At 66.7% G+C, this 23,074-nt stretch carries 11 protein-coding genes; 6 read left to right on the forward strand and 5 right to left on the reverse strand.

Going from position 1 to position 23,074, the window contains the following annotated elements; translation table 11 throughout:
• Positions 1–14: 14 nt before the first annotated feature.
• The 5 genes from putA to JY96_RS15045 all read right to left on the reverse strand — a co-directional run bounded on the left by putA (position 15) and on the right by JY96_RS15045 (position 9,329).
• Entirely contained in the window at positions 15–3,815 is a 3,801-nt protein-coding gene (gene putA, locus JY96_RS23275; RefSeq protein ID WP_052162571.1) for a trifunctional transcriptional regulator/proline dehydrogenase/L-glutamate gamma-semialdehyde dehydrogenase, read from the reverse strand.
• A 30-nt stretch (positions 3,816–3,845) separates the two neighbouring features.
• The gene (locus JY96_RS23280; RefSeq protein WP_035038631.1) at positions 3,846–6,245 is read right to left on the reverse strand and encodes a serine hydrolase; all 2,400 of its coding nucleotides are present in this window, start codon (positions 6,243–6,245) and stop codon (positions 3,846–3,848) included.
• Positions 6,246–6,259: 14 nt separating this feature from the next.
• On the reverse strand, positions 6,260–7,690 hold the full coding sequence (locus JY96_RS15035; RefSeq protein ID WP_152606522.1) for a putative glycoside hydrolase: 1,431 nt from the start codon (positions 7,688–7,690) through the stop codon (positions 6,260–6,262).
• Complete coding sequence (locus tag JY96_RS15040) at positions 7,687–8,634, reverse strand: polysaccharide deacetylase family protein (RefSeq protein WP_152606523.1); 948 nt, start codon at positions 8,632–8,634, stop codon at positions 7,687–7,689. The genes JY96_RS15035 and JY96_RS15040 overlap by 4 nt, the downstream gene beginning before the upstream one ends.
• A 125-nt stretch (positions 8,635–8,759) precedes the next feature.
• Positions 8,760–9,329 (reverse strand): TetR/AcrR family transcriptional regulator, encoded by a 570-nt coding sequence (locus tag JY96_RS15045; RefSeq protein ID WP_035038633.1) that lies wholly within the window; start codon positions 9,327–9,329, stop codon positions 8,760–8,762.
• A gap of 67 nt (positions 9,330–9,396) precedes the next feature.
• Here JY96_RS15045 and JY96_RS15050 point away from each other — a divergent pair, with 67 nt between their 5' ends.
• The 6 genes from JY96_RS15050 (at position 9,397) to JY96_RS15075 (ending at position 23,047) form a co-directional block, all read left to right on the forward strand.
• Positions 9,397–9,867: a (2Fe-2S)-binding protein gene (locus JY96_RS15050; RefSeq protein WP_035038635.1), complete on the forward strand. Its 471-nt coding sequence runs from the start codon at positions 9,397–9,399 to the stop codon at positions 9,865–9,867.
• Complete coding sequence (locus JY96_RS15055; protein WP_035038637.1) at positions 9,864–12,119, forward strand: xanthine dehydrogenase family protein molybdopterin-binding subunit; 2,256 nt, start codon at positions 9,864–9,866, stop codon at positions 12,117–12,119. The genes JY96_RS15050 and JY96_RS15055 overlap by 4 nt, the downstream gene beginning before the upstream one ends.
• A gap of 18 nt (positions 12,120–12,137) precedes the next feature.
• Positions 12,138–12,728 carry an NTP transferase domain-containing protein gene (locus JY96_RS15060; protein ID WP_035038639.1) on the forward strand — a complete coding sequence of 197 codons (591 nt, stop codon included), beginning with the start codon at positions 12,138–12,140 and terminating at the stop codon, positions 12,726–12,728.
• Between the two features lie 166 nt (positions 12,729–12,894).
• A complete protein-coding gene (locus JY96_RS15065; protein WP_035038641.1) occupies positions 12,895–16,737 on the forward strand; it encodes a DUF748 domain-containing protein in 3,843 nt (1,280 codons plus the stop codon).
• A 539-nt stretch (positions 16,738–17,276) separates the two neighbouring features.
• Positions 17,277–19,742, forward strand: a complete 2,466-nt coding sequence (locus JY96_RS22395) for a winged helix-turn-helix domain-containing protein (RefSeq protein WP_052162573.1) — start codon at positions 17,277–17,279, stop codon at positions 19,740–19,742.
• Between the two features lie 41 nt (positions 19,743–19,783).
• Positions 19,784–23,047 carry an adenylate/guanylate cyclase domain-containing protein gene (locus JY96_RS15075; RefSeq protein WP_161784334.1) on the forward strand — a complete coding sequence of 1,088 codons (3,264 nt, stop codon included), beginning with the start codon at positions 19,784–19,786 and terminating at the stop codon, positions 23,045–23,047.
• Positions 23,048–23,074: the final 27 nt, after the last annotated feature.

Here is a 23,074-nt window from a genome sequence, read left to right on the forward strand (position 1 = left end):
CGTTTCGGTCGGTCTCAACCCAGGCTCATCAGGCTGGCATTGCCACCCGCTGCGGCCGTGTTGACCGCGATGCTCTGCTCGCGCAGCAGCCGCCACACGCTCAGCGCGCCAGCTTGATGCCAGCCCGTTGGCAGGGCCAGCAAAGGCAGGATAGGGCCGGGTCGCTCGCTGAGGTACTCGGCCATCTCGATGATGTCGGTGCGCTCGGCGTGCATCAACACGGCGCACCAGTCGGCATCGGCCATGTCGCGCACCAGCGTGATGCGATCACGCACTTCGGGCGGCAGTTCATACAGCAAGGGCCGCCTGGAGGGGTGGTCCATCCACACGGCCTGGGCGCCCGCGGCCAGCACGGTGCACAGCTGGTAGATCAAGTCCGATGCGGCATTGGCCAGGCAGAGCACAGGGCCCTTGGGCAGCAGGCGGTAGCGGTTGCGCTCGCCGGTGGGGCCGGGCAGTTCGCCATCGAAACCCAGCGGGCTGATCTGCATGAGGTACTCGGCCTCTTGCTGCAGTGCATGGGCATGGGGCACAGATGGCATGTGGGTCATGTGGGGCATGTGAGGCACAGGTGCGGCGCCCAGCCAGTCGCACAGCGCTTGCAGTGGCATCAGCGCTTCGTCCGATGGGCGCCTGCTGGCCATGCTGCGCAGCGTGTCGGCGCGCAAGCTGGTGTCGGCCTGGGTGTGCAGCAGTCGGTGCAGGTAGAGCGGCCCGCCGGCCTTGGGGCCGGTGCCCGAGAGGCCTTCGCCGCCAAAGGGTTGCACGCCCACCGTGGCGCCGATCATGTTGCGGTTCACGTAGATGTTGCCAATCTGGGCACGCTCGGTGATGAAGTCGATGGTTTCGTCGATGCGGCTGTGGATGCCCATGGTCAGGCCGTAGCCGGTGGCATGCAGCTGCTCGATCAGCGTGCCCAGTTCACCGCGCTGGTAGCGCAGCACATGCAGCACGGGGCCGAACACCTCCTGCACCAGTTCCTGCAGGCTGCTGATCTCGATCAGGGTGGGGGCGGCAAAGCAGCCTGAACTGTTCTCTTGCACGGCATCCACGGCGGTGTCGGCCTGGAAGACATCCCGGTCACAGGCCCGCATGGTGGCCACATGCAGTTCGATGGCCTCCAGGGCGTCCTGGTCGATCACCGGGCCCACATCGGTGTGCAGGCGGTCGGTCGGGCCCAGGTGCAGCTCGCTCATGGCGCCGCGCAGCATGTGTAGCACGCGGTCGGCGATGTCGGCTTGCAAGCACAACACGCGCAGCGCCGAGCAGCGCTGGCCCGCGCTGTCAAAGGCCGAGGTGAGCACGTCGCTCACCACCTGTTCAGGCAGGCCCGATGAGTCCACGATCATCGCGTTCTGACCACCCGTCTCGGCGATCAGGGGCAGGGGCTGGCCTCGTTCGTTGACGCGTGTGGCCAGTTGGGCTTGCAGCCAACGTGCCACTTGGGTGGAGCCGGTGAACATCACCCCCCGGGTCGCCGCATGGTTCACCAAAGCAGCGCCAATGGTTTCACCATCGCCCGGCAGCATCTGCAGTGCGGCCAGCGGCATGCCGGCCTCATGCAGGATGCGCACGGCCTGCGCGGCGATCAGCGGTGTCTGCTCGGCAGGCTTGGCCAGCACGGTGTTGCCCGCAGCCAGCGCAGCGGCAATCTGGCCGGTGAAGATGGCCAGCGGGAAGTTCCAGGGGCTGATGCACACCACGGGCCCCAGGGGCTGGTGGTGGCCGTCGTGCAGGTCCTGGCGGATCTGGGCGGCGTTGTAGCGCAGGAAGTCCATGGCTTCGCGGACCTCACCCATGGCGTTGGGCAGGGTCTTGCCGGCTTCGCGCGCCAGCAGGTTGAGCAGCATGGGCACACGTTCGGCCATCAGGTTGGCGGCCTGGTCCAGCATGGCGGCGCGTTCGGCCACGGGGCGGCGTTGCCAGGTCGGGGCATAAGCGGCGCTGGCTTGCGCGGCCTGGTCCACATCGCTCAAGCTGGCCCAGCGCACGCGGCCCACGGTGTCGCGGCGTTCCGCGGGGTTGCGTACCGTGTGCCAGCAGGCGTCGTGCGTCGACAAGGCGTGGGCCACCATGGGCTGCACGTCGATCTGTGGCAAGGCCTCTCGCGACAGGTCCGCATGCAGCTGGATCAAGGTGGCTTCGTGGTTCAGGTCCAGCCCGAGGCTGTTGGGGCGCGAGGGGCCATACAGGTCTGCCGGCAAGGGGATGGCGGGGTGCGGGGCGCCGATCACCCCTTCGACTTCGGCGTGGCGCAGCACGCTGGTGGCGGGGTCTTCCAGCAAGGCTGTGAGGTCGATGCGTTCGTCGGCCACCCGGTTGACGAAGGAGCTGTTGGCACCGTTTTCAAGCAGGCGCCGCACCAGGTAGGCCAGCAGCGTTTCATGCGTGCCCACCGGCGCGTAGATGCGGCAGGGGCGGCCCAGCCCGCCTTGATCAACGGGGCTCACCACCAGGTCGTACAAGGGCTCGCCCATGCCGTGCAGGCACTGGAACTCGTATTGGCCCGGCTGGAAGTGGGGGCCTGCGAGTGCGTGTACGGCAGCCAGCGTGTGCGCGTTGTGCGTGGCGAACTGCGGGTAGACCTCGGCCGGTGCAGCCAGCAGCTTGCGCGCACAGGCCAGGTAGGCCAGGTCCGTGTGGGCCTTGCGGGTGTAGACCGGGTAATCCGCCTGACCCTCGATCTGCGCGCGTTTGATTTCGCTGTCCCAGTAGGCGCCTTTGACCAGCCTCACCATCAAGCGGTGGCCACTGCGGTGCGCCAGATCGATCAGGTAGTCGATGACAAAAGGCGCGCGCTTCTGGTAAGCCTGCACCACGAAGCCGATGCCATCCCAGCCTTGCAAGGCCGGCTCATGGCACAGGCGCTCGATGAGGTCCAGTGACAAGGACAAGCGTTCGGACTCTTCCGCATCGATGTTGAGCCCGATGTGATAGTCGCAGGCCAGCGTGCTCAAGCGCAGCAGACGTGGGTAGAGCTCGTCCATCACGCGGGCGTATTGCGAGCGGCTGTAGCGTGGGTGCAGCGCGGACAACTTGATCGAGATGCCCGGGTTGTCGTACAGGTGGCGGCCTTGCGTGTCTTGCGCCATCGCGTGGATGGCGGCCTCGTAGGCCCGCATATAGCGTTGCGCGTCCTCATCAGTGAGGGCGGCTTCACCCAGCATGTCGTAGGAGTGGCGAAAGCCTTTGGCCTCGTGTTTGCGGGCGTTGCGCAGGGCCTGCTCGATGGTCTCGCCGATCACGAACTGCTCGCCCATCAGGCGCATGGCCACGTCCACACTCTTGCGGATCAGGGGCTCGCCGCCTTTGATGGCCACACGTTTGAGTGCGGCACGCAAGCCGGTCTCACCATGGGTGCTCACCAGTTTGCCGGTCAGCATCAGGCCCCAGGTGGTGGCGTTGACAAACAGCGAAGGGCTGTGGCCCAGATGGGCGGCCCAGTCGGTGTCGCCCACCTTGTCGCGGATGAGAGCGTCGCGCGTGGCCTGGTCCGGGATGCGCAGAAGGGCTTCGGCCAGGCACATCAGGGCCACGCCTTCGTGCGAGGACAGCGAGAACTCCTGCATGAGCGCCTGCACCAGGCCTTCGCGGCCGGCGGCCACCTGGCGTTGCCGCAAGCGGGTGGCCAGATCCAGCGCGAGGGTGCGGGTGGCGCTGGCCTGCTCGGGTGCCAGTGTGGCGTCGGCCATCAAGGCTTGCACGCAGGCCGACTCTTCGCAGCGTGTGGCGCGGTCAATCGCATCACGCAGCGGGCCGTGGGGGGCGCGCAAGGCTTGCCCGAGTGTCTGGAAGGGGCGAGGGTCTGGCGTCATCGCCTCCTCACCTTAAGCGAAGCTGCGGGTTCAGTAAAGCAGGTAGCCCGCGCGGCGCGTCATGAAATCACGCAATCGGTCTTGCCAGCTTTGTTCGATGGCTTCGACAGGCTGCCCCTGGCGCAAACGGGCCAGGGTATCGCGAGACCCGACCATGCCCAGGGTCTTGTCCAACTGGAAGCCAGGCGACAACTGGGTCAGGGCGCGCGTGAGGCTCAGGCCCAGCTTCTGCGCATCGAACTGGTCCTTCTGGGTGAGCTTGAACTGCACGCCATGGCACAGCTGGCCTTGATAAGGGCCGCTGTTGGGCGTGAACTCGGCGGGGCTGATGGCCAGACCGGGCAAGGCATCGGCTTGCAGGGCCTGCGTGAGCTGGTTGGCATCCAGCCAGGGGGCGCCCACCCACTCGAAAGGCCGATCTGTGCCGCGGCCCACGCTGATGTTGGCGCCTTCCACCCAGGCCACGCCGGGGTAGAGCAGGGCGGTGGTCGGGGTGCGCAGATTGGGTGAGGGCGGGATCCAGTCCAGGCCGGTTTGATCAAAGCGCATGTCGCGCTTGTAGCCCTGCATGGGGATGACCTTGAGCTTCACTTCCAGGCCGGTGCGGCTGCGGATGTCGTCGCGCAGCCAGCCGGCCAGTTCGCCCAGGGTCATGCCGTGTTGCACGGGCCATTCGGCAAATGCGGTGAAAGAGCGCAGCTTGGCATCCAGCACAGGCCCGCCCACACGCTGCGCGCCCAGGGGGTTGGGGCGGTCCAGCACCACGAAGTTGAGCCCGGCCTGTGCGGCGGCTTGCATGGCCTCGCCCATGGTGGACACATAGGTGTAGAAGCGCACGCCCGCGTCCTGCATGTCGAACACCAGGGTGTCGAGGTCCTTGAGCATGTCGGGTGTGGGGCGCAGCTGTTTGCCGTACAGGCTGATCAGGGGCAGGCCCGTGGCAGCGTCCATGCTGGTGGCGATCTGGCCCTCCTGGTCGCGGTTCAGGCCATGCTCGGGTGTGAACACCTTGCGCAGTTGCAGGCCGGGCGCGGTGTGCAGGCGGTCCAGCGTGCGCCAGCCTTTGGCGTCCATGGCCGACAGGTTGGTGATCAGGCCCAGGCGCTGGCCTTGCAGCGCGTCATAAGCATGCTGGCGCAGCACGTCGATGCCGGTTTGCACGGGCGGGCCGGGGTTGCTCAAGGCCTGGGTGGCCCAGCTTTGGGCGGGCTCGCTCAACGAGGGCCAGCGTGCGCTGATCTGCTCGGCGGTGAGGGCGGGGCGCTGGCTGGCCAGCAAGGCCTGGATCTCGCGGCGCAGTGGGCGGGCGTCGCCCAGGCCGCGCGGGTGCACGCGGTTGCTGAGGATGATGAGGTATTGCCGGTTGTACAGGTCGATCCACAGGCCGGTGCCGGTGTAGCCGGTGTGGTCGATCATGCCCAGTGGTGGCAGGGACTCGCGTTGCGCATTCAAGGGCGCATCCAGCGCCCAGCCCAGGCCGCGCCAGTCGGGCTGGTTGCTCGGGGCCTGGGGTTGCATCAGGCGCTGCAACGTGTCCTGACGCAGCAGCGGGTAGGCGCGGGCGGGCTGTTTGTGCTGGGTATCGGTTTGGGCATCACCAGCTGCCACGTGCAGCATGGCGCGGGCAAAGCGGGCCAGGTCGTCTGCGGTGCCAAAGAGGCCGGCGTGGCCGGCCCAGCCACCCATGCGGCGTGCAAAGGGGTCGTGCACGGTGCCGCGCAGCATGCGGCCGTCGCTCAACAGCTCGGTGGGCGCAATGCGGGGGCGCCAGTCGGCGGGGGGCTCGAAGGTGGTGTCCTTCATGCCCAGGGGTTTGAAGATGTGGCGCTGCGCGTAGTCCGGCAGGCTGTGGCCGCTCACGCGCTGCACCAGTTCACCCAGCACGATGAAGTTGATGTCGCTGTAGACCATGCGCGTGCCAGGTGGGGTCCTTGGCTTTTCGGCGATGACCTTTTGCAGGCCGGCCTGGTAGCCCGACCACGGCGGGCTGTCATCCAGATCGGGGCGCAGGCCGGAGCTGTGCGCCAGCAGTTCGGCCACGGTGATGGGGCCTTTGCCGTTGGCGGCGAACGCGGGCCAGTAGCGGGCTACCGGGGCATCGAGCTTGAGCTTGCCGCGCTCGACCAGTTGCATCACGGCGGTGGTGGTGGCCACGGCCTTGGTCAGGGAGGCGAGGTCGAACACGGTGTCGGTGCTCATGGCTTCGCGCTCAGGTTGCAGGGCGCGCCAGCCATAAGCCTGCCGGAACTGCACGCCGTCTTCGTTGCCAATGATCACCACGGCGCCGGGCAGCTTGCCTGCATCCATCTGGGCGTGCACGGCTGCGCCAATGGCCGGGCCCAGGCGGTCGGCCAAGGTGTCATGCGCAGGCGATGCAGCAGCCGCAGCCACACAGGCGGCAATCAGCCAACAGGTCAGCAGCAGGCGCATGACGCGGCCTATGCTCAAGGCACGCTGGCCACGTTGGACACCGGCTTGTAAGACGATGGTGCCATGGGCATCTTCTTCACGTTCAGGCCCGCTGTGCTGTAGTGGTTGCTGGCGTTCCACAGCAGCCAGCCCTGCGCGTGCACGTCTTCGGCGGCCTGGATCTGGGCGCGGATTTCCTTTTCGCCGAACACGCGGCGGTCAAAGGCATAGTCCTTGAACGACTGCAGCCAGGGGCGGAAGCGCACACCACCCATGCCCGAGCGCTCGATGGCCGCTTGCAGCGAGTGGTGCACGATCTCGTAAGGCGAGCCCACGGCCATCACATGGCCCGGGATGCCCCAGGTGAAGCCCGAGGGGTAGAGCATGGGCGAGAGGTAGTCCAGCCGGTCAGCCAGCATCTCCAGCTGCTGGCCGATCAGGGTGTCGTTGAGGTTCCAGCACACATAACCAAAGATGTCGGCTGACATGTAGACGTTGTACCTGGCCAGGCGTTGCCGTGCCTTGTCCAGGAAGGCCGAGATCATGAAGGGGCGCACCTCCCAGGTATTGGGCTGCGAGAACTGCAGGCCGGGCGTATCGGGGAAGCGCACGTAATCGAACTGGATCTCGTCAAAGCCCAGCTTGGCGGCTTCTTCGGCCATGGCCACGGCGGGCTCCCAGGCGGCCGGGATGGAAGGGTCCAGCCAGGACAGGCCCTCTCGGTCTTTCCAGATGGCGCCGCTGCTGGTCTTGATGGCCCACTGCGGCTTGACCGTGGCCATCTTGTCATCCTTGAAGGTGACCACGCGGGCGATCAGGTAGATGCCCTTGTCGTGCAGCTCCTTGATCAGCGCGGGCATGTCGTGCACGGTGACCACGGTCTGCTTGGGGTAGCCCAGGGCCTCCCAGACTTCGCTGCGGTAGGGCACGATGCCGGCGTCGCCCTTGACGTCGATCACCAGGGTGTTGAGGTCGGTCTGGGCCATCAGGGCCAGGGCGTCGCCGCGCAGCTTGCTGCTGCCGATGCCCCAGGCCGACAGGTACAGGCCGCGTGATTCGAACTTGTGCAGTGTCAGCGTGGTCGGGCCGGCGTTGGCGGTCTGCAGCTGGCCTTGCTGCTGGCGGTAGCCCGGCATGCGGGCGCCAACCGGTTGGCCGGCCATGGATGCGGGCAGGGTGAAGCGGCCGTCATGGTCGGTGCGCACGGTCGTGTCGCCGCTGACCACATACGCCAGCGGGATGCCCTGCCGGGTGTCGGCGTCGATGACCATGCCGCGCAAGGGGGCGGCGACCGCCGTAGGTGTGACCGCAACCGGCGCCACCGAAGGGGCCGGTGCCACCGAGGCCACCGGTGCCGGCGTGCTGGCCGCGCGAGGCTGGGCACGCAACGAGACGCTGAGCGTCAGGCCAGCCAGCACCACGAAGCCGATGGCCAGTGCGATACCTTGTTTGCGTGAGGCGTTCATGTCGGAGCTCCTGCGGGGAAGGCCGAGGTGATGAGCTGGTGCAGGCGTTTGCCGCTGACTTCGTCCACCATGAGGTGGCGGGGCAGGGCCTGCATGGGGTCGCTGGCGGTACAGGGCTTGTTGCCCAGGGCGAGCGAGGCCTGGTAGCCGGCCGCGGCAGCCATGTCCATCAGGCCTTCATCGAACATGCCAAAAGGCCAGGCCAGGAAGTTCACGGGCTGCCCGAAGCGATCTTGCAGCACGGCCTTGGAGCGCTGCAACTGGTTGCGGGCAAAACGCTCGAAGTCGGCAGGGGATTGCTGCTTGCGCTCGCGGACCAGGTTGGGGTGCCAGTAGGTGTGCGACTGGATGCTGTAGTGCCCCGTGGCCTGCAACTGCTTGAGCTGCTCCCAACGCATGGCATAGCTGGCGTTGGAGATGGCCGAGGGGTAGATGAACAAGGTGATGGGCCAGTTGGTGTGGGCTACCATGGGTGCAAAGACTTCCGAGACGCTGCGGTGGCCATCGTCCACCGTGATGACCACGGCGCGTGGTGGCAGCTTGGCCAGCTTGCCCTGGCGGAAGGCCACCAGGTCGGCCAGCGGGATGACGTGCGCGCCCGTGTCCTGGATGGCTTGCAGGTGATCGCTGAAGGTGCTTTTGCGCACCGTCATGCTGTCGGCCACCGTGTCCGCAAAGCGGTGGTAGCACAGGATCAGGGCCTGGCTGGGTGGGGCAGAAGAGGCCGTGGCCGATGCAGGGTTGGATGCGGCAGATGCCGCGTGCAGCAAGGGGCTGCTCAAGCCGAGGGCCATGGCGCTGGTGGCATGTCGCAACCAGGTCCTGCGGTTCAGGCAACCGGAATCAGGCATGTCCAGCGTCGGGCCGTCCGTGGGGCCAACCGTCTGGCCAACCAGCGGGGCAATGGTGTCGGGCGCAAGCAGCATCAGCGGGGTGTGTGCCACCTCTGTATGAAGGCGGTCAGCATGAGTATTACTTGCTTATCGGCTGATGCACCGATCCTTATCGCCCTTTATCGCCTTGTTGCACAAGTGTTGTGGTGACGCAATTCACACTCGATACAGTCGTTTCACAAGCTTGACTGCATCCGGGCCATCAAACCGGCCAGCATCACGTCCAGGCCGACCTCGATGGCGGCTTCAGGCGGCTTGCCTTCCAGCAAGTTGGCGCGGTCCAGCTCGACCATGCCGTGCAGGAAAGCCCACAGGGACATGGCCAGGTCCTTGGCGTCCCATGGGGTGGGCAGGCTGTTGGCCAACTGGATGACAAAGCCCCAGATGGCGTCATGGCTGCCGAACTTGGCCTGATCGCTGGAGTTGTACTTCATCTTGATCGCATACAGCTGCGGACAGCGGCGTGCAAAGCGGATGTAGGCGCGCGCCACGGCCCGCATCGCATCAGGTGGGGGCAGCCCTTTGGCAGCGTCCTCCAGCGTGGCCAGCAGCAGCTTGCAGCCCTCGTCGGCCATGGCCAGTTCAAGCTCGGCCTTGCTCGGGAAATAACGATACAGTGCGTTGGGCGTGACCCCCAGGCTGCTGGCCAGGGTCCGCATCGACAAGTCGGCCAGCCCATGGTCTTCAATGAAGGCGAGAGCCGTCTCCAGAACGGTCTCGCGGCTGATCTTCTTGGGGTAGGACATGTGCCTACTTTACCTGCTTGGCCACCCGGCTTGACGGTTTCCACAAGAAAGATGTACGCTGTACACCATGCATACATTCAAGCTCAACGGCCAGCCCGTTTCAGTTGATGTCGAAGACGACATGCCCCTGCTGTGGGTCCTGCGGGACGAACTGGGCCACACGGGTACCAAGTTCGGCTGCGGCGTGGCCGCATGCGGCGCCTGCACGGTGCACATCGACGGCACGGCCATGCGCTCGTGTTCGATCCCGGTGTCCTTTGCGGCAGGCAAGGCGGTGCAGACCATCGAGTCCAAGGATGACCCCATCCTCAAGCGTTTGCAGGCGGCGTGGGTGGCACACCAGGTGCCGCAATGCGGCTACTGCCAGTCCGGCATGCTGATGGCGGCCACCGCCTTGTTGCGTGACAAACCCCAGCCCACCGATGCCGATATCGATGCGGCCATGACCAACATCTGCCGTTGCGGCACCTACCAGCGCGTGCGCGCGGCCATCCACACGGCGGCTTCTTCCGCATCCGCACAGGAGAAGCAGGCATGAAGACCACTGTTTCTCGTCGCCAGTTCCTGATCACCGGCGCGGCCTTGTCAGGTGGCCTGCTGGTGGGATGCGGCAAGCCCTCTGCATCCGACCGCCTGGGCTCGGGTTCGATCTTGTCTGTCGAAGGGGGCGAAGTGGCCCTCAATGGCTGGGTCAAGATCGCGCCGGACGGCAAGGTGACCGTGGCCGTGCCGCGTTCCGAGATGGGCCAGGGCGTGCTGACCTCGCTGCCCATGCTGCTGGTGGAAGAGCTTGATGCCCGTTGGGAAGACGTGCAGGTCGAGCAGGCCCCCGTGGCGCAGATCTACGCCAACGCCACCATGATGCTCAATGTGGTGCCGTTTGCCTCTGACGATGACGGCGTCCTGGCCCGCATGGTGCGTGCCAGTGTGCAGCGCCTGGGTTACGCCTTGTCGCTGCAGGTCACGGGCGGCTCGTCCAGCATCCGCGATGCCTGGGAGCCCTTGCGCCTGGCCGGTGCCACGGCCCGCGCCATGCTGGTGGAGGCTGCGGCCAAACGCTGGTCGATTGCGGCTGATCAGTGTCGGGTTGAGGCCGGGCAGGTCATCCACACCCAGACAGGCGCCAAGCTGGGTTTTGGCGAGCTGGCCAAGGATGCCGCCACGCTCACGCCACCGCAGGATGTGCGCTTCAAGGACCCGAGCCAGTACAAGCTGATCGGCAAACCTGTGCCGCGCCAGGACATCCCGGCCAAGACCGATGGCTCGGCCGTGTTCGGCATTGACGTCAAGGTCGATGGCATGGTGTATGCCGCCATCGCCCAGCCGCCCGTGTTTGGCGCCAAGGTGGCCAGCGTGGACGACAAGGCCGTCCTGCAGCGCAAGGGGGTGCTCAAGGTGCTGCGCATCCCGCAAGGCGTGGTGGTGGTGGCCAACAACTGGTGGCGCGCCAAACAGGCCCTGGCCGAGCTCAAGATCACGTATGAGCCCTCGCTGAATGACCAGTACTCATCGGCCGAGATGCGCAAGCATTACGAAGCCGAACTGGCCGCCAACAAAGGCTTTGCCTATGGCACCAAGGGCAACACGGACGATGCCCTCAAGCAGGCCGCCAAGGTGATCGAGGCCCGCTACTGGGCCCCTTTGCTGGCACACGCCGCCATGGAGCCCATCAACTGCGTGGCCCAGGTCAAGGATGGCCATGTCGAAGTCTGGTGCTCGACCCAGGCACCCTCTTTGGCCAAGTGGAAGGCCGCGCAGATCGCCGATGTCGATTCGAGCAAGGTCAAGCTGCACGTGCCTTTCCTGGGGGGCGGGTTTGGCCGGCGCCTGGAAGTGGACATGGTCGAGCAGGCCGTGGCCATTGCCAAGCAGCTGGACGGCCAGCCCGTCAAGCTGCTGTGGACGCGCGAAGAGGACATGCAGCATGACGTGTACCGGCCTGCTGCCTTGTCCGAGTTCCGAGCCGCGGTGGACGACAAGGGCCGCGTGACGGCCTGGTCCAACCGCGTGGCCGCGCAGTCCGTCAGTTATGACACGGTGCGCCGCCTGCTGCCCGCCGTGGCATCGAACACACCCGACAAGAACCAGATCGAAGGCGCGTTCGACATCCCCTACGATTTCGACCACATCGCCGTCAGGCAGATCCGCCCGGAGACGCCGGTGCCTGTGGGCTCCTGGCGCAGCGTGGGCCATTCGTACAACGCCTTCTTCACCGAAAGCTTCGTGGACGAACTCGCCTGGGCCGTGGGGCAGGACCCGGTGGCCTATCGCCGCAGCCTGCTGGGCAAGCACCCGCGTCACCAGGCTGTGCTGGATCTGGCCGCATCCAAGGCGGGTTGGGGCACGCCCTTGCCCGCAGGTTGGGCGCGTGGTGTGGCCCTGCATGAGTCCTTCGGTTCGATCTGTGCTGAAGTGGCCGAGGTGTCGGTGGAAGGTGGGCAGGTCAGGGTGCACCGTGTGGTCTGCGCGATCGACTGCGGCGTGGTGGTCAACCCCGACACGGTCGAAGCACAGATGCAAAGCTCGATCGTGTATGGCCTGAGTGCGGCCTTGTATGGCGAGATCACCCTGGCCCAAGGCCGCGTCGAGCAAGGCAACTTCCCCAGCTATGACGCGCTGCACATGGCGCAGATGCCCGTGGTCGAGACGCACATCGTGCCCAGTACCGCTGCTCCGGGTGGGGTGGGCGAGCCGGGCACACCGCCGATTGCCCCGGCCGTGACCAACGCCGTGTACGCGCTCACGAAAAAGCGCGTTCGCACCTTGCCGATCCAGCTGGACCGTGCATAAGCAGGGCCTTCCCCAGCCATGAGCATCGCCGGCCTCATCCTTGCCGCTGGGCGGGGCACGCGCTTTGGCGCCGACAAGCGTCTGGCGTGTTTGCCCGATGGGCGGACCCTGCTGGAGGCCGCGCTGGCACGCCACGCCGGTATCAGCCAGCCCTTGTTGATCGTGCTGCGCCCGGATGATGCCGAGGCCTCAGCGCTGGCCAGGCAGCACGGTGCGCGCATCCTGGTCTGCGAAGACGCCGACCAGGGCATGGGGCACTCGCTGGCCTGTGGCGCGCGGGCCTTGCTGGCGATGCCTGAAGTCGAAGGCGTGCTCATTGACCTGGCGGACATGCCTTTCGTGGCAGCGGCCACCTTGCGCCAGCTCCACCAGTGCCTGCTCGACCAAGGGCAAACAGGGCAAGCCGTGGTACCGCTCTACCGGGGCCGGATGGGTCAGCCACGCGGCCTGCCGCGCACCTGCTTCGAGGCCTTGAGCCAGTTGCAGGGTGACCAGGGGGCGCGGCACATCGTGGACTGGCAGCAGGCCCTGCACATCGAGGTCGACGACGCAGGCATCCTGCAGGACATCGACCGGCCGGCCGATCTGCCCAGCCCACCCATGGCTTGATCCAGATCGCCTGACCGGCGCATGATCGGGGCGTGAGCCCATGCCCCGAACCGGCTGCCTGTAACATCAGCCATCGGCTGCATGGCCTGCTCGGGCGGGCATGTTCATGGCCGCTTTGCTTGGCTGGTTTGCATGGCCATTTTTTTGTGGCCTTCTGGATACCCCGATGACCGTCGCATCCTCTTCCGATTCCGCCGCTGGCCCCTTGAGTCGCTGGCGTCGCCCTCTGGCCGTGGTGGCCGGCCTGGCTGCCTTGTGGACCGTGGTGCCAGGCATGTGGTTGCCTGGCTGGATCAGGCCCCAGATTGAAAAATCCGCCAGCGAAGCCTTGGGGACACCGGTGGCGGTGCAAGCCGTGCAGATCCACCCCTGGACCGGTGTGGTGGCGCTCGACGGGCTGGCCATCGGGCCGGCCGCAGCGCCCATGCTGCGGGTTCAGCATGTGGAAGCCCAGCTGTCGCTGGAGTCGATCTGGCGTTTCGCGCCGGTACTGCGCCGGGTCAGCGTGCTCAAACCCGATGTCTGGGTCGAGCGCCAGTCGGCTGACCGCTTCAATTTCTCGGCCGTGCTCGACAAGCTCACGGCCGAGCCCAAGACACCCAAGCCCGAGTCCGAACCTGCGCACTTCGCGGTGTTCAACATCGAGCTGCACGACGGCCTCATCCGCTACACCGACCGGGTGTTGAACCAGGAACACCGCATCGACCAGTTGCACATCGGCGTGCCCTTTGTGTCCAACCTGCCCAGCTTCATCAATGTGGATGTCAAGCCGCAACTGAGCGCCCGGGTGGACGGCAGCCCCTTGTCCATCAAGGGTGACACCTTGCCGTTCGCCGAAGGCCTGCGCTCCGCCGTGCACGTGAAATGGGACGGCGTGGACGTGCCGCACTGGCTGGCCGCCGCCCAGCCTTTCATGCCCCAGCCCTGGCAGATGCAGGCCAGCGATGGCCGGCTGGACGCCGACCTGACCCTGAAGTTCGAAGAACGCAAACCGCCCGCCGTGCCCAAGCTCAGCATCGAAGGCGGGCTCAAGCTCAACAAGCTGGCCTTGAACCTGCCCCATGCACCGGCCCTGGGCCTTGTGGACGCCGGCTGGCAGAGCCTGGAGATCCAGGGCCTGGACGCCCAGCCGCTGGAGCGCCAGGTCAAGCTGGGCGCCGTGCTGCTTGATGGCGTGAATTGGCGCAGCCGGCCTGTGGCCGCCGCGGCGCTGACTGGCCAGGCCAAGCCAGATGCCAGCCAGCGCCAGGCGGCCTTGCCCAAGGCTGCGTCGGCTCCGGTACCGGCTTCTTCCGCCTCGCCGGCACTGGCGAAAACAGCCGCATCGGCCGACAAGGCCACCCCCTGGGCCTGGTCCCTGGGCAAGCTGCGCATCGGTGTGGCGCGCCTGGACATCCAGACCGAATCCCAGCAAGCCTGGCCCGCCATCGAACAGGTGCGCGTGCAGGTGGACGACCTGAGCAGCCAGGCCTCTGCCAAGCCCGCCGCCTGGCAACTGGCCTTGCGCGACGAGCATGACGCCAGCCTGCTGGCCCAAGGCCATGTGCAAGCGGCCAAGCAGTGGGTGGACGCCCAGCTGAACCTGAGCAAGGTGCAGATCGCGCCCTGGCTGGCGCCTGTGGCCGAGGCCTTGCCATTGCCGCTGCGCATCGAGCAGGGGCAACTGGGCGTGCAGGCGCAACTCAGCGCCCGGCTGCTGGCCGGGTCTGCGCTGGAGCCCGCTGAAGTGCGCCTGCTGTCTGGCCGTGTCTCGCTCAACCAGCTGGATGCGCGTGCCGCTCAAAAGGGGCGGGAGAAGGGGCAGGGAAAAGGCCAGGAAAAAGGTCGAGAGAAGGGCAAAGCAGCCCAGGTCGGCCAGGCCCTGGCTGACCACGTCAGGCTCGATGATCTGGCCCTCGACGGCATCCAGGCCCAGCTGGACCTGTCCGCCGCGCCGGCTTTGCGCACCCTGGCCATGGACAAGCTGAGCATCAGCAAGCTTGACGCTGCCATCACACGCGGCCCACGCGGTGAATGGATGGGCATGGCCCCACCCGCTGCTGACCAGCCCGGCCAGGCAGCCCCGTCTCGCCCGTCGACCAAGGCTGTAGCCAACACCACGCCAGCACCCCGGATCACGCTGGCCGCCCTGCAATGCAGCGCCTGCCAGTTCCAGTTCAAGGACCAGACCGTCACCCCGGCAGCCCAGTTTGAAACCCACCAGACCAGCCTGCAGCTGGCCGACCTGGGCAATGACCTGAGCCGCCCCATCAGCCTGGAGCTGGACACCCTCGCGCAAGGCAAGGGGCGCTTGCAGCTCAAAGGCAGCGTCAAGCCCCAGCCCTTGCTGGTGGATGCCAGGGTCAAGGTGGCCGGCCTGGACCTGCGCGCGGTGCAGCCCTATATCGACCCGCTGGTCAACATCACCCTGGCCGGCGCGAAGGCCCAGGCTGACGGCCAGCTGAACCTGCAGATCCCGCCCAAGGGCAATCTGCAAGCCCGCTACAAAGGCCGCATGGGCCTGTCTGACGTGCGGGTGCTGGACCGCGTCAACGATGCCGACTTCCTGAGCTGGCAAAACCTGTCGCTGGACGGCACCGACCTCGCGCTCAATGGCGATGCGGTTGATGCCAACCTGGGCCGCATCGCGCTCAAGGACTTCTATGGCCGCCTCATCATCAACCCCAGCGGCCAGCTCAATGTGGCCGGCATCATGCGCCACGAAGCCGGCGCCCAGGCCCGCTCGCTGACCACGCCGGAACCAGCAGCTTCTGCCCCTGCGGCCAAACCTGCAGCGTCCCCGGCTCCGACCCCTGCCGCCTCCCAGGCCCAGCCCGTGGCCACGGCCAGCGCCAAGCCCACCCCCAAGCTGCGCTGGCAGCAGATCCTGCTCAGCAAGGGCCGGGTGGACTTCACCGACAACTTCATCAAGCCCAACTACTCGGCCCGCCTGACGCAGATCGAGGGCGATGTCTCGGCCGTGTCCTCGACCAAGCCCGAGCCCGCCACCGTGAAGATCTCGGGCGCCGTGGACGACGCCGCACCCTTGTCGATCACCGGCCAGTTGCACCCCCTGGGCCCCAAGCTCTACACCGACATCCAGGGCTCGGCCAAGGGCATCGAGCTCACCCGCCTGACGCCTTACGCTTCGCGCTACGCGGGCTACGCGATCGAAAAGGGCACGCTGTCGGTGAACGTGCACTACAAGATCGACGGCGGCAAGCTCGAAGCCAGCAACCAGGTCTTCCTGGACCAGCTCACGTTTGGCGAAAAGACCGACAGCCCCGAGGCCACCAAGTTGCCCGTGCTGTTTGCCGTGTCCCTGCTCAAGAACAGCCGCGGCGAGATCGACGTCAACCTGCCGATCTCCGGCTCGCTGGACGACCCGGAATTCTCGGTGGGCGGCATCATCTGGCGCGTCATCGTCAACCTGATCACCAAGGCGGTCACGGCCCCGTTTGCGCTGCTCTCCGGCGGCGGCTCGGACGAGCTGGGCTATGTGGCGTTCGACGCGGGGCAGGCCGACCTCAGCGCCAAGGCCCAGCAGGCCCTGAACACGCTGGCCACCAAACTGGCCGACCGCCCTGCGCTCAAGCTGCAGGCCACCGGGCGTGCCGACCCGGCCGTGGACGTGGAAGGCCTGCGCAAGCTGCATGTGGAGACCCTGATGCGCGCCGCCAAGGCCAAGTCGACCGGGCAGGCCATCTCGGAGGTGCAGATCGCACCCGAGGAGCGCAGCACCTGGCTGGCGGCGGCCTACAAGGCGGCGGACATCAAGAAGCCGCGCAACCTCATCGGCCTGGCCAAGACCCTGCCTGACTCCGAGATGGAGGCCTTGCTCAAGAACGCCGCCGCCGTGGGTCCGGAGGCCTTGCGCACCCTGGCCAACCAGCGGGGTGACCAGGTCAAGGCCTACCTGTCGCGCAAGCTGCCGCCCGAGCGGGTGCTGTTGACCGCCTCCAAGGTGGGCAACGAGGGCCTGGCTGACGACAAGGGCCCCTCCACGCGCGTGCAGTTCGAGATCAAATGACGCACCAGGCGAGCGGGTGCGATCGCCCGCTCGACTTGCGGCGTCCAAACAACATCGGTCGAACATCCATCGAACATCTGTCAAGCGTCAGCCGGGCGTCGGCTGCGCTCGTTGCACCTGCCCGGTTGGCAAAAAGGCGCGCGCCAAAAGGCCGAGGGCCCAGCACCAGTTCGGTGAAGGGCCCTCGCACCTGCTGAGAAGCAGGTCAAAAAGATGACAGCGTTGCTTTCGCAACCATCCGTGGTTTTTCGTCCTCCCGCCTTCAAGCGGCAAATGCCGCACTTGAGGTACTGTCGGGGTTCAGATCAGCCAATGATTTTGGTTGGATTTCTTTAGAATTGAAACCATTGTCCAAGTCAGGTCGGCCTTTGTGCTTAATTTCTTCTTAATTAGTCCTGAAATTCGTCGGGCCTGGACGAAGATGCAGCGTTCGTGGGCGACGATGCAGCCCAATACACTCTGACTGATCGGCTGGGGAACACTTGTCGCGCAACTGTTACCGTTTTGAGCGATTCGAACTTCGTCCGAGCGAACGGGTCTTGTACCTGGAGGGCGAACCGACGAATCTGGGGGCGCGCGCCGTTGAAGTGCTGACGGTGCTGGTGTCCGAGTACGGCCGCGTGGTCAGCAAATCCGAATTGCTGGACCGTGTCTGGCCCAACGTCGTCGTCGAGGAAAACAACCTGCAGGTGCAGATTTCCTCCCTGCGCAAATTGCTGGGTGCCAAGTCGATCGCCACCGTTCCGGGCCGAGGCTACCGCTTCTGCCTGCCGGTTGACAGCGATACCGAACGGCCAGCGGGTGCCCCTGCGGCCTCGCCGCAGACGCCCAAGGCCGTGGACGACGTGCTGTCGGTCTTGCCGGCCATGCCCGGGCCCGTCTGGGGCCGGGAAGCTGACCAGGCTGCGCTGGATGCCCTGTTGCCCGCCCCCCTGATCACCCTGGTGGGCCAGGCCGGCATCGGCAAGACGGCGTTTGCGCTGAGCGTGGCGCATGCCTGGCGCCCCCATCGCCGCGACGGTGCCGCCTGGGTGGAACTGGCCGCCATTGCGGACCCCGATCTGGTTGTGTCCATGGTGGCGCAGGGCCTGGGCCTGTCGTCCGGCGGGCAGGATCCCCTGCACGCGCTGGTGGCGGCACTCAAGCCCTTGCAGGTGCTGCTGGTCATCGACAACGCCGAGCATGTGCTGGATGCGGTCACCCGCCTGGTGCAGGCCGTGATGGCTGGCGCCCCCGACGTGCGCATCCTGGTGACCAGCCAGTTGCCCTTGCGCCTGCCCAATGAGCGGGTGTTCCGGCTGGGCCCCTTGTCGGTGCCCCCCATGGGGACGACGGTGGCCGAGGCCATGAAGCATGGCGCGGTGGCCTTGTTCGTGGACCAGGTCAAGGCGATCAACCGCCATTTCGAGCTGAGCCCGGCGCATCTTGATCGGGTCATCGGCCTGTGCCAGAAGCTCGATGGCGTCGCCCTGGCCATCAAGCTGGCGGCAGCCCGTGTGCCCTTGCTGGGGCTGCAGGGTGTGGAAGAACGCCTGAGCGAGCGCTTCAAGCTGTTGCACCATGGGCAGTCCGCTACGCCCACGCGCCAGCAGACCTTGCTGGCCGCGCTGGACTGGAGCCACGAGATGCTGTCTGCGCCCGAGCGCGCCGTGTTCCGGCGCCTGGCGGTGCTGGCGGGTGGCTTCACGCTGGACCTGGCCAAGGCGCTCGCGCACGATCAGGACCTGGACGAATGGGCCGTGATCGACGTGCTGGGCTCGCTGGTGGACCGCTCGCTGGTCATGGCCGATGCCGGTGAAACGCCACGCTACCGCCTGCTCGACAGCATGCGCGATTACGCTGGCCTCAAGCTGGTCGAATCCGGCGAGTTGCCTGACATTCGCAAGCGCCACGCCCAGGCCATGGTGGCCATGATGGACGCGGCCTACGAGGATTACTGGGCGCAATCCGACGCCTCGTGGCTGTCGCATTACGGCCCGGAAATCGACAACGTGCGCATGGCGCTCGACTGGGCGGTGCAATCCGACCAGAACCTGGCGCTGCGCCTGCTGGGCGCGTCCAGCCCCTTGTTCATGCTGCTGGGCCTGGCGCCGGAGTGCCGCCAACGCGGCCAGGCGCTGGAGCAACTGGCCACCAGCCCGCAGCCGGGTGCCGACGTGGCCCGCTTCTGGCTGGAGCGCAGCCGCCTGTACTGGGGCGTGGGCAACACGCTCATGCATGACTTCGCCTTGCGTTCTTCGGCGCTCTACCGCGCCGCGGCTGACAGGCGTGGGCTTTACCTGTCCTTGCGTTGCCTGGCCGGCAGCGGTGTGCTGCCTTCCGTGCAGGCCTTGTCCGTGCTGGACGAAATGGCCGCGCTGGAGCAGCCCGATTGGCCCATCCGCCTGTGTACGCAGCGCCTGCTGGCCGAGGTCACGGTGCTCAAGTCCATCGAGCACATGGCCGAGGCGCGCCGCGTGTGCCAGAACCTGCTGGTGCGTGCACAAAGCGCTGGGTTGGAAGGCGTGGTGTCGGCCGCACTCAATGACCTGGCTTCGATCAGCATGGCCCTGGGCGATACCGATGCCGCCTTGCAGACCTGTGCCCAGATCCTGGCACGCGGGCGCCATCGTCGTGACAACTTCGTGCTGCATGCCTTGGCTGTGATGGCCTGTGTGGCCTTCGTCAAGAGCGACCTGGCCACGGCCCGCAGCGCCTTGACGGATTTCGTCAGCGCCTCGCGCTCGCGCGATTGGGAGTGGCTGGGCCTGTACGCCGGCCTGCTGGCCTTGATGGCCGCGCTGGAAGGCCGCCACGAAGCCGCTGCGCGCCTGCTGGGCTACACCGCCAAGGCCTATGAACAGATGGGTTCGCGCGATGTGGTCACCGTGTACGCCTGGTCGCGCAGCAACGGCCTGGTGCAGGACGCACTGGACCCCACGGTGTTCGAGCGCCTCAAAGGCATGGGCGCCGAGCTGGACCCCGAGTCCGTCGCCACCTGGGCCTTGTCGCCCCCACCGGGCTGAGAGGCACCGCCATGCCGCAGCAGTCCGGGCAGGTGGCGTCCATGACCGATTGGCTGACGGCCATCGGTCTGAGTCGGCTGGAGCCCGTGCTGCGTGACAACGGCATCGCCGAAGACGTGCTCACCAGCCTGACCGAAAGTGATCTCGAAAAGCTCGGCGTGAGCATGGGGGACCGCAAGCGCTTCATGCGCGCGGTGGGCGAGTTGCTGGCCCGGGGCGCGCCGCTCGATGGGGCCGGCACGTCTGGTGCGCTTGGCGCACATGGCCCACTTGGCCCACTTGGCCCATCGGAGGCGCCGCCCCTGCACACCGAGTTGCGCCAGCTCACCATCATGTTCTGCGACCTGGTGGACGCCACCGCACTGTGCGCTCGCCTGACACCTGAGCAGTGGCGCCAGGTCGTGCTGGCCTATCAGCAAGCGGCGGTCGAGGTCATCAGCCGTTGTGGTGGGTCGGTCGCGCAGTACCTGGGTGATGGCCTGCTGGTCTACTTTGGCTACCCGCAAGCGCAGGAAGATGCGGCCCCGCGCGCCGTGCACGCCGGCCTGGACCTGGTGAGCAAGATCGCCTCGCTGGAGTTGTTGATCGATGGGCGCGAGCAAGTGCGCCTGCAGGTGCGCATCGGCATCGACACCGGCCGCGTGGTGATCGGTGACATCGGTGCCGGCCCCCGGCGTGAACAGCTGGCCCTGGGTGACACGCCCAACATCGCCGCCCGCCTGCAGGCACTGGCGCGCGCCAACACCGTGCTCATCAGTGACCAGACGCGGCGCCTCACGGGTGGCAGTTTCACCTACGAAGACCAGGGTGTGCATGCGCTCAAGGGCGTGACCGAACCCCGTCAGGTCTGGCGCGTGACGGGCTTGAGCGATTCGGCCAGCCGCTTTGATGCCAGCAGTGGCGAGCACCTCAGCCCGCTGGTGGGCCGGGTGCAGGAGCTGAGCCTGCTGACCGACCGCTGGCAGGCCGTGCTGCAAGGCCAGGGGCAGGTGGTGGTCTTGTCGGGCGAGCCGGGCATCGGCAAGTCGCGCATGCTCAAGGAACTGGGGGACCGCCTGGGTAATGCCGGTCTGCATGCCTTGCAACTGCAATGTGCACCCCACAAGACCGACAGCGCCTTCCACCCCTTTGTCGACGCGCTGGAGCGCCTGCTGCGCTTCAAGCCCGACACGCCCGCTGTGGTCAAGCTCGACCGCATCGACGCCTTGATACGGCCCGGCACCGAGCAGGCCCGCCAGCAAGCGGCCCTGTTGGCGGCCTTGCTGTCGGTGCCCTCGGACGGCCGGCACAACCTGCCCATCACCAGTGCGCATCAGCGCGAGCAGGACATCGTCGAGGTGCTGCTGGGCTGGCTGGAAGGGCGGGCCACAGCCGAGCCGGCCTTGCTGTTGTTTGAAGATGCGCACTGGGCGGACCCGGCTTCGGTGGCCGCGCTCAACAAGCTCGTGGAGCGGGTGCGCCACCTGCCTGTGCTGCTGGTGGTGACGCATCGCCCCGAGTTCACGCCCGCGTTCGACCGGCAGGCCCATGTCACCGCGCTGAAGGTGCCCGGCCTGCGCCGCGCCGAGGTGGCCGCGCTGGTGTCGCGCCTCATGGGTGACAAGCCCTTGCCCCAGGCGCTGGCCGATCAGATCGAGAACCGCACCGACGGTGTGCCGCTCTTCGTCGAGGAGTTGACCAAGTCCGTGCTGGAGCAGGCCGGCCATGCCAGTGCCCTTCAGGCCGATGGCAGCTTGCCCGCGACTTTGCGGGACTCCCTGATGGCACGGCTGGATCGCCATGCCCAGGCCAAGGAAGTGGCGCAGATCGGCGCGGTGATCGGGCGGGCCTTTTCGCGAGACCTGCTGGCCGCCTTGTTCCCGCAGGATGCCCAGCAACTGGAAGAGGGGGTAGAGGCCTTGCTGCGCTCAGGCCTGGCCACGCGCCAGGAGTCCGAGCAGGGCGAGGTGTACGTGTTCAAGCACGCCCTGGTGCAGGACACGGCTTATGACTCGCTGTTGAAGACGCGTCGTGAGGCCCTGCACAGCACCGTCCTGCAAGTGCTGGAGTCGCGTTACCCCGAGACCGTTCGGCACGAACCGGCACTGCTGGCTCGACACGCGGTGGCGGCCGGGCGCCACCGCATGGCCATTCCCTACTGGAAGAAGGCCAGCGAACAGGCGCTGAACCGGCTGGCCCTGCACGAGGCCGTGGCCCACTTGCAGGCCGGGCTGCATGCCACCCAGGCCTTGCCGCTCGACCCTGATCGTGACCAGATCGAATTGCAATTGCATGCCTCGCTGGGCACCGTGCACATGCTGGGCAAGGGCTGGGCGGCGCCCGAGGTCGAGCAGGCCTACAAGCGCGCCAATGAACTGGCCAGCGCTGCCGACAAGATCGACGAGGCCATCTGGCCTTTGTGGGGCGTGTGCGTCTACCACCAGGTTCGTGGCGAGATCAGGCAGGCACAGGCCATCGGCCGGCGCATGGCGACCGTGGCCATGCAGTCCAACAGCCGCCTGGCCTGGCTGGTGAACAACATGATGCAATCGCAGCTGATGTTCTACAGCGGGCAACTGCCGCAGGTCGCGGCCTTGTGTGAGCAGGTCGAGCACGGTTTCCATGACCCGCATGACCGTGGCCTCATCGCCTTGTACTCGACGGACCTCAAGCTGGTGAGCATGGTGCACGGCCTGCATGCCCAGTGGATCATGGGCCAGGTGGACGATGTGGATGCGGTCTACGGCCTCATCGAGCAGCGTGCCATCGAGTTGAACCACCCGTATTCACTGGCCTGGGCACGCACCTGGGGTGTCATGGTCTACCTGCATGCGGGTGAGCTCGACAGGTTGCTGCCGCGCCTGCAGGCCGGCTGGCACATGGCCGACGAGCACGGCTTTGCCTATGTGTCGGCCATGGCCCGCTTCGCCATGGGCTGGTGCCGCACGCAACTCGCTCAGATGGATGGCCAGCTGGAAGATGGCATCGCGCTGATGACGCAGGGCCTGGAGGCTTTCCAGGCCACGGGCGCCGGCATCGTGCTGCCGTTTTTCCTGGCGCAGATGGCCGAGGTGCTGGGCCAGGTCGGGCGCCATGATGAGGCGCTGGCCTGCCTGGATCAGGCCTGGGTGCAGACCGAGCGTGGCGGTGAACGCTGGCACGAGGCCGAACTGCACCGCATCCGCGGGCACCTGCTGCAGCATGCGCCCCAGCCTGATATGGCACAGGCCACGGCCTGCTACCAGCAGGCCATCGAGGTGGCGCAGCAGCAGGGGGCGGTCGTCTGGTTGCAGCGCGCCCAGCAGGCCTTGAACAGCCTGCCCTGAGCGGGTTGGCGCCTTGAGGGCCTGGCA

Origin of the sequence: Aquabacterium sp. NJ1 (assembly GCF_000768065.1) — a bacterium.
Lineage (GTDB): Bacteria > Pseudomonadota > Gammaproteobacteria > Burkholderiales > Burkholderiaceae_C > Aquabacterium.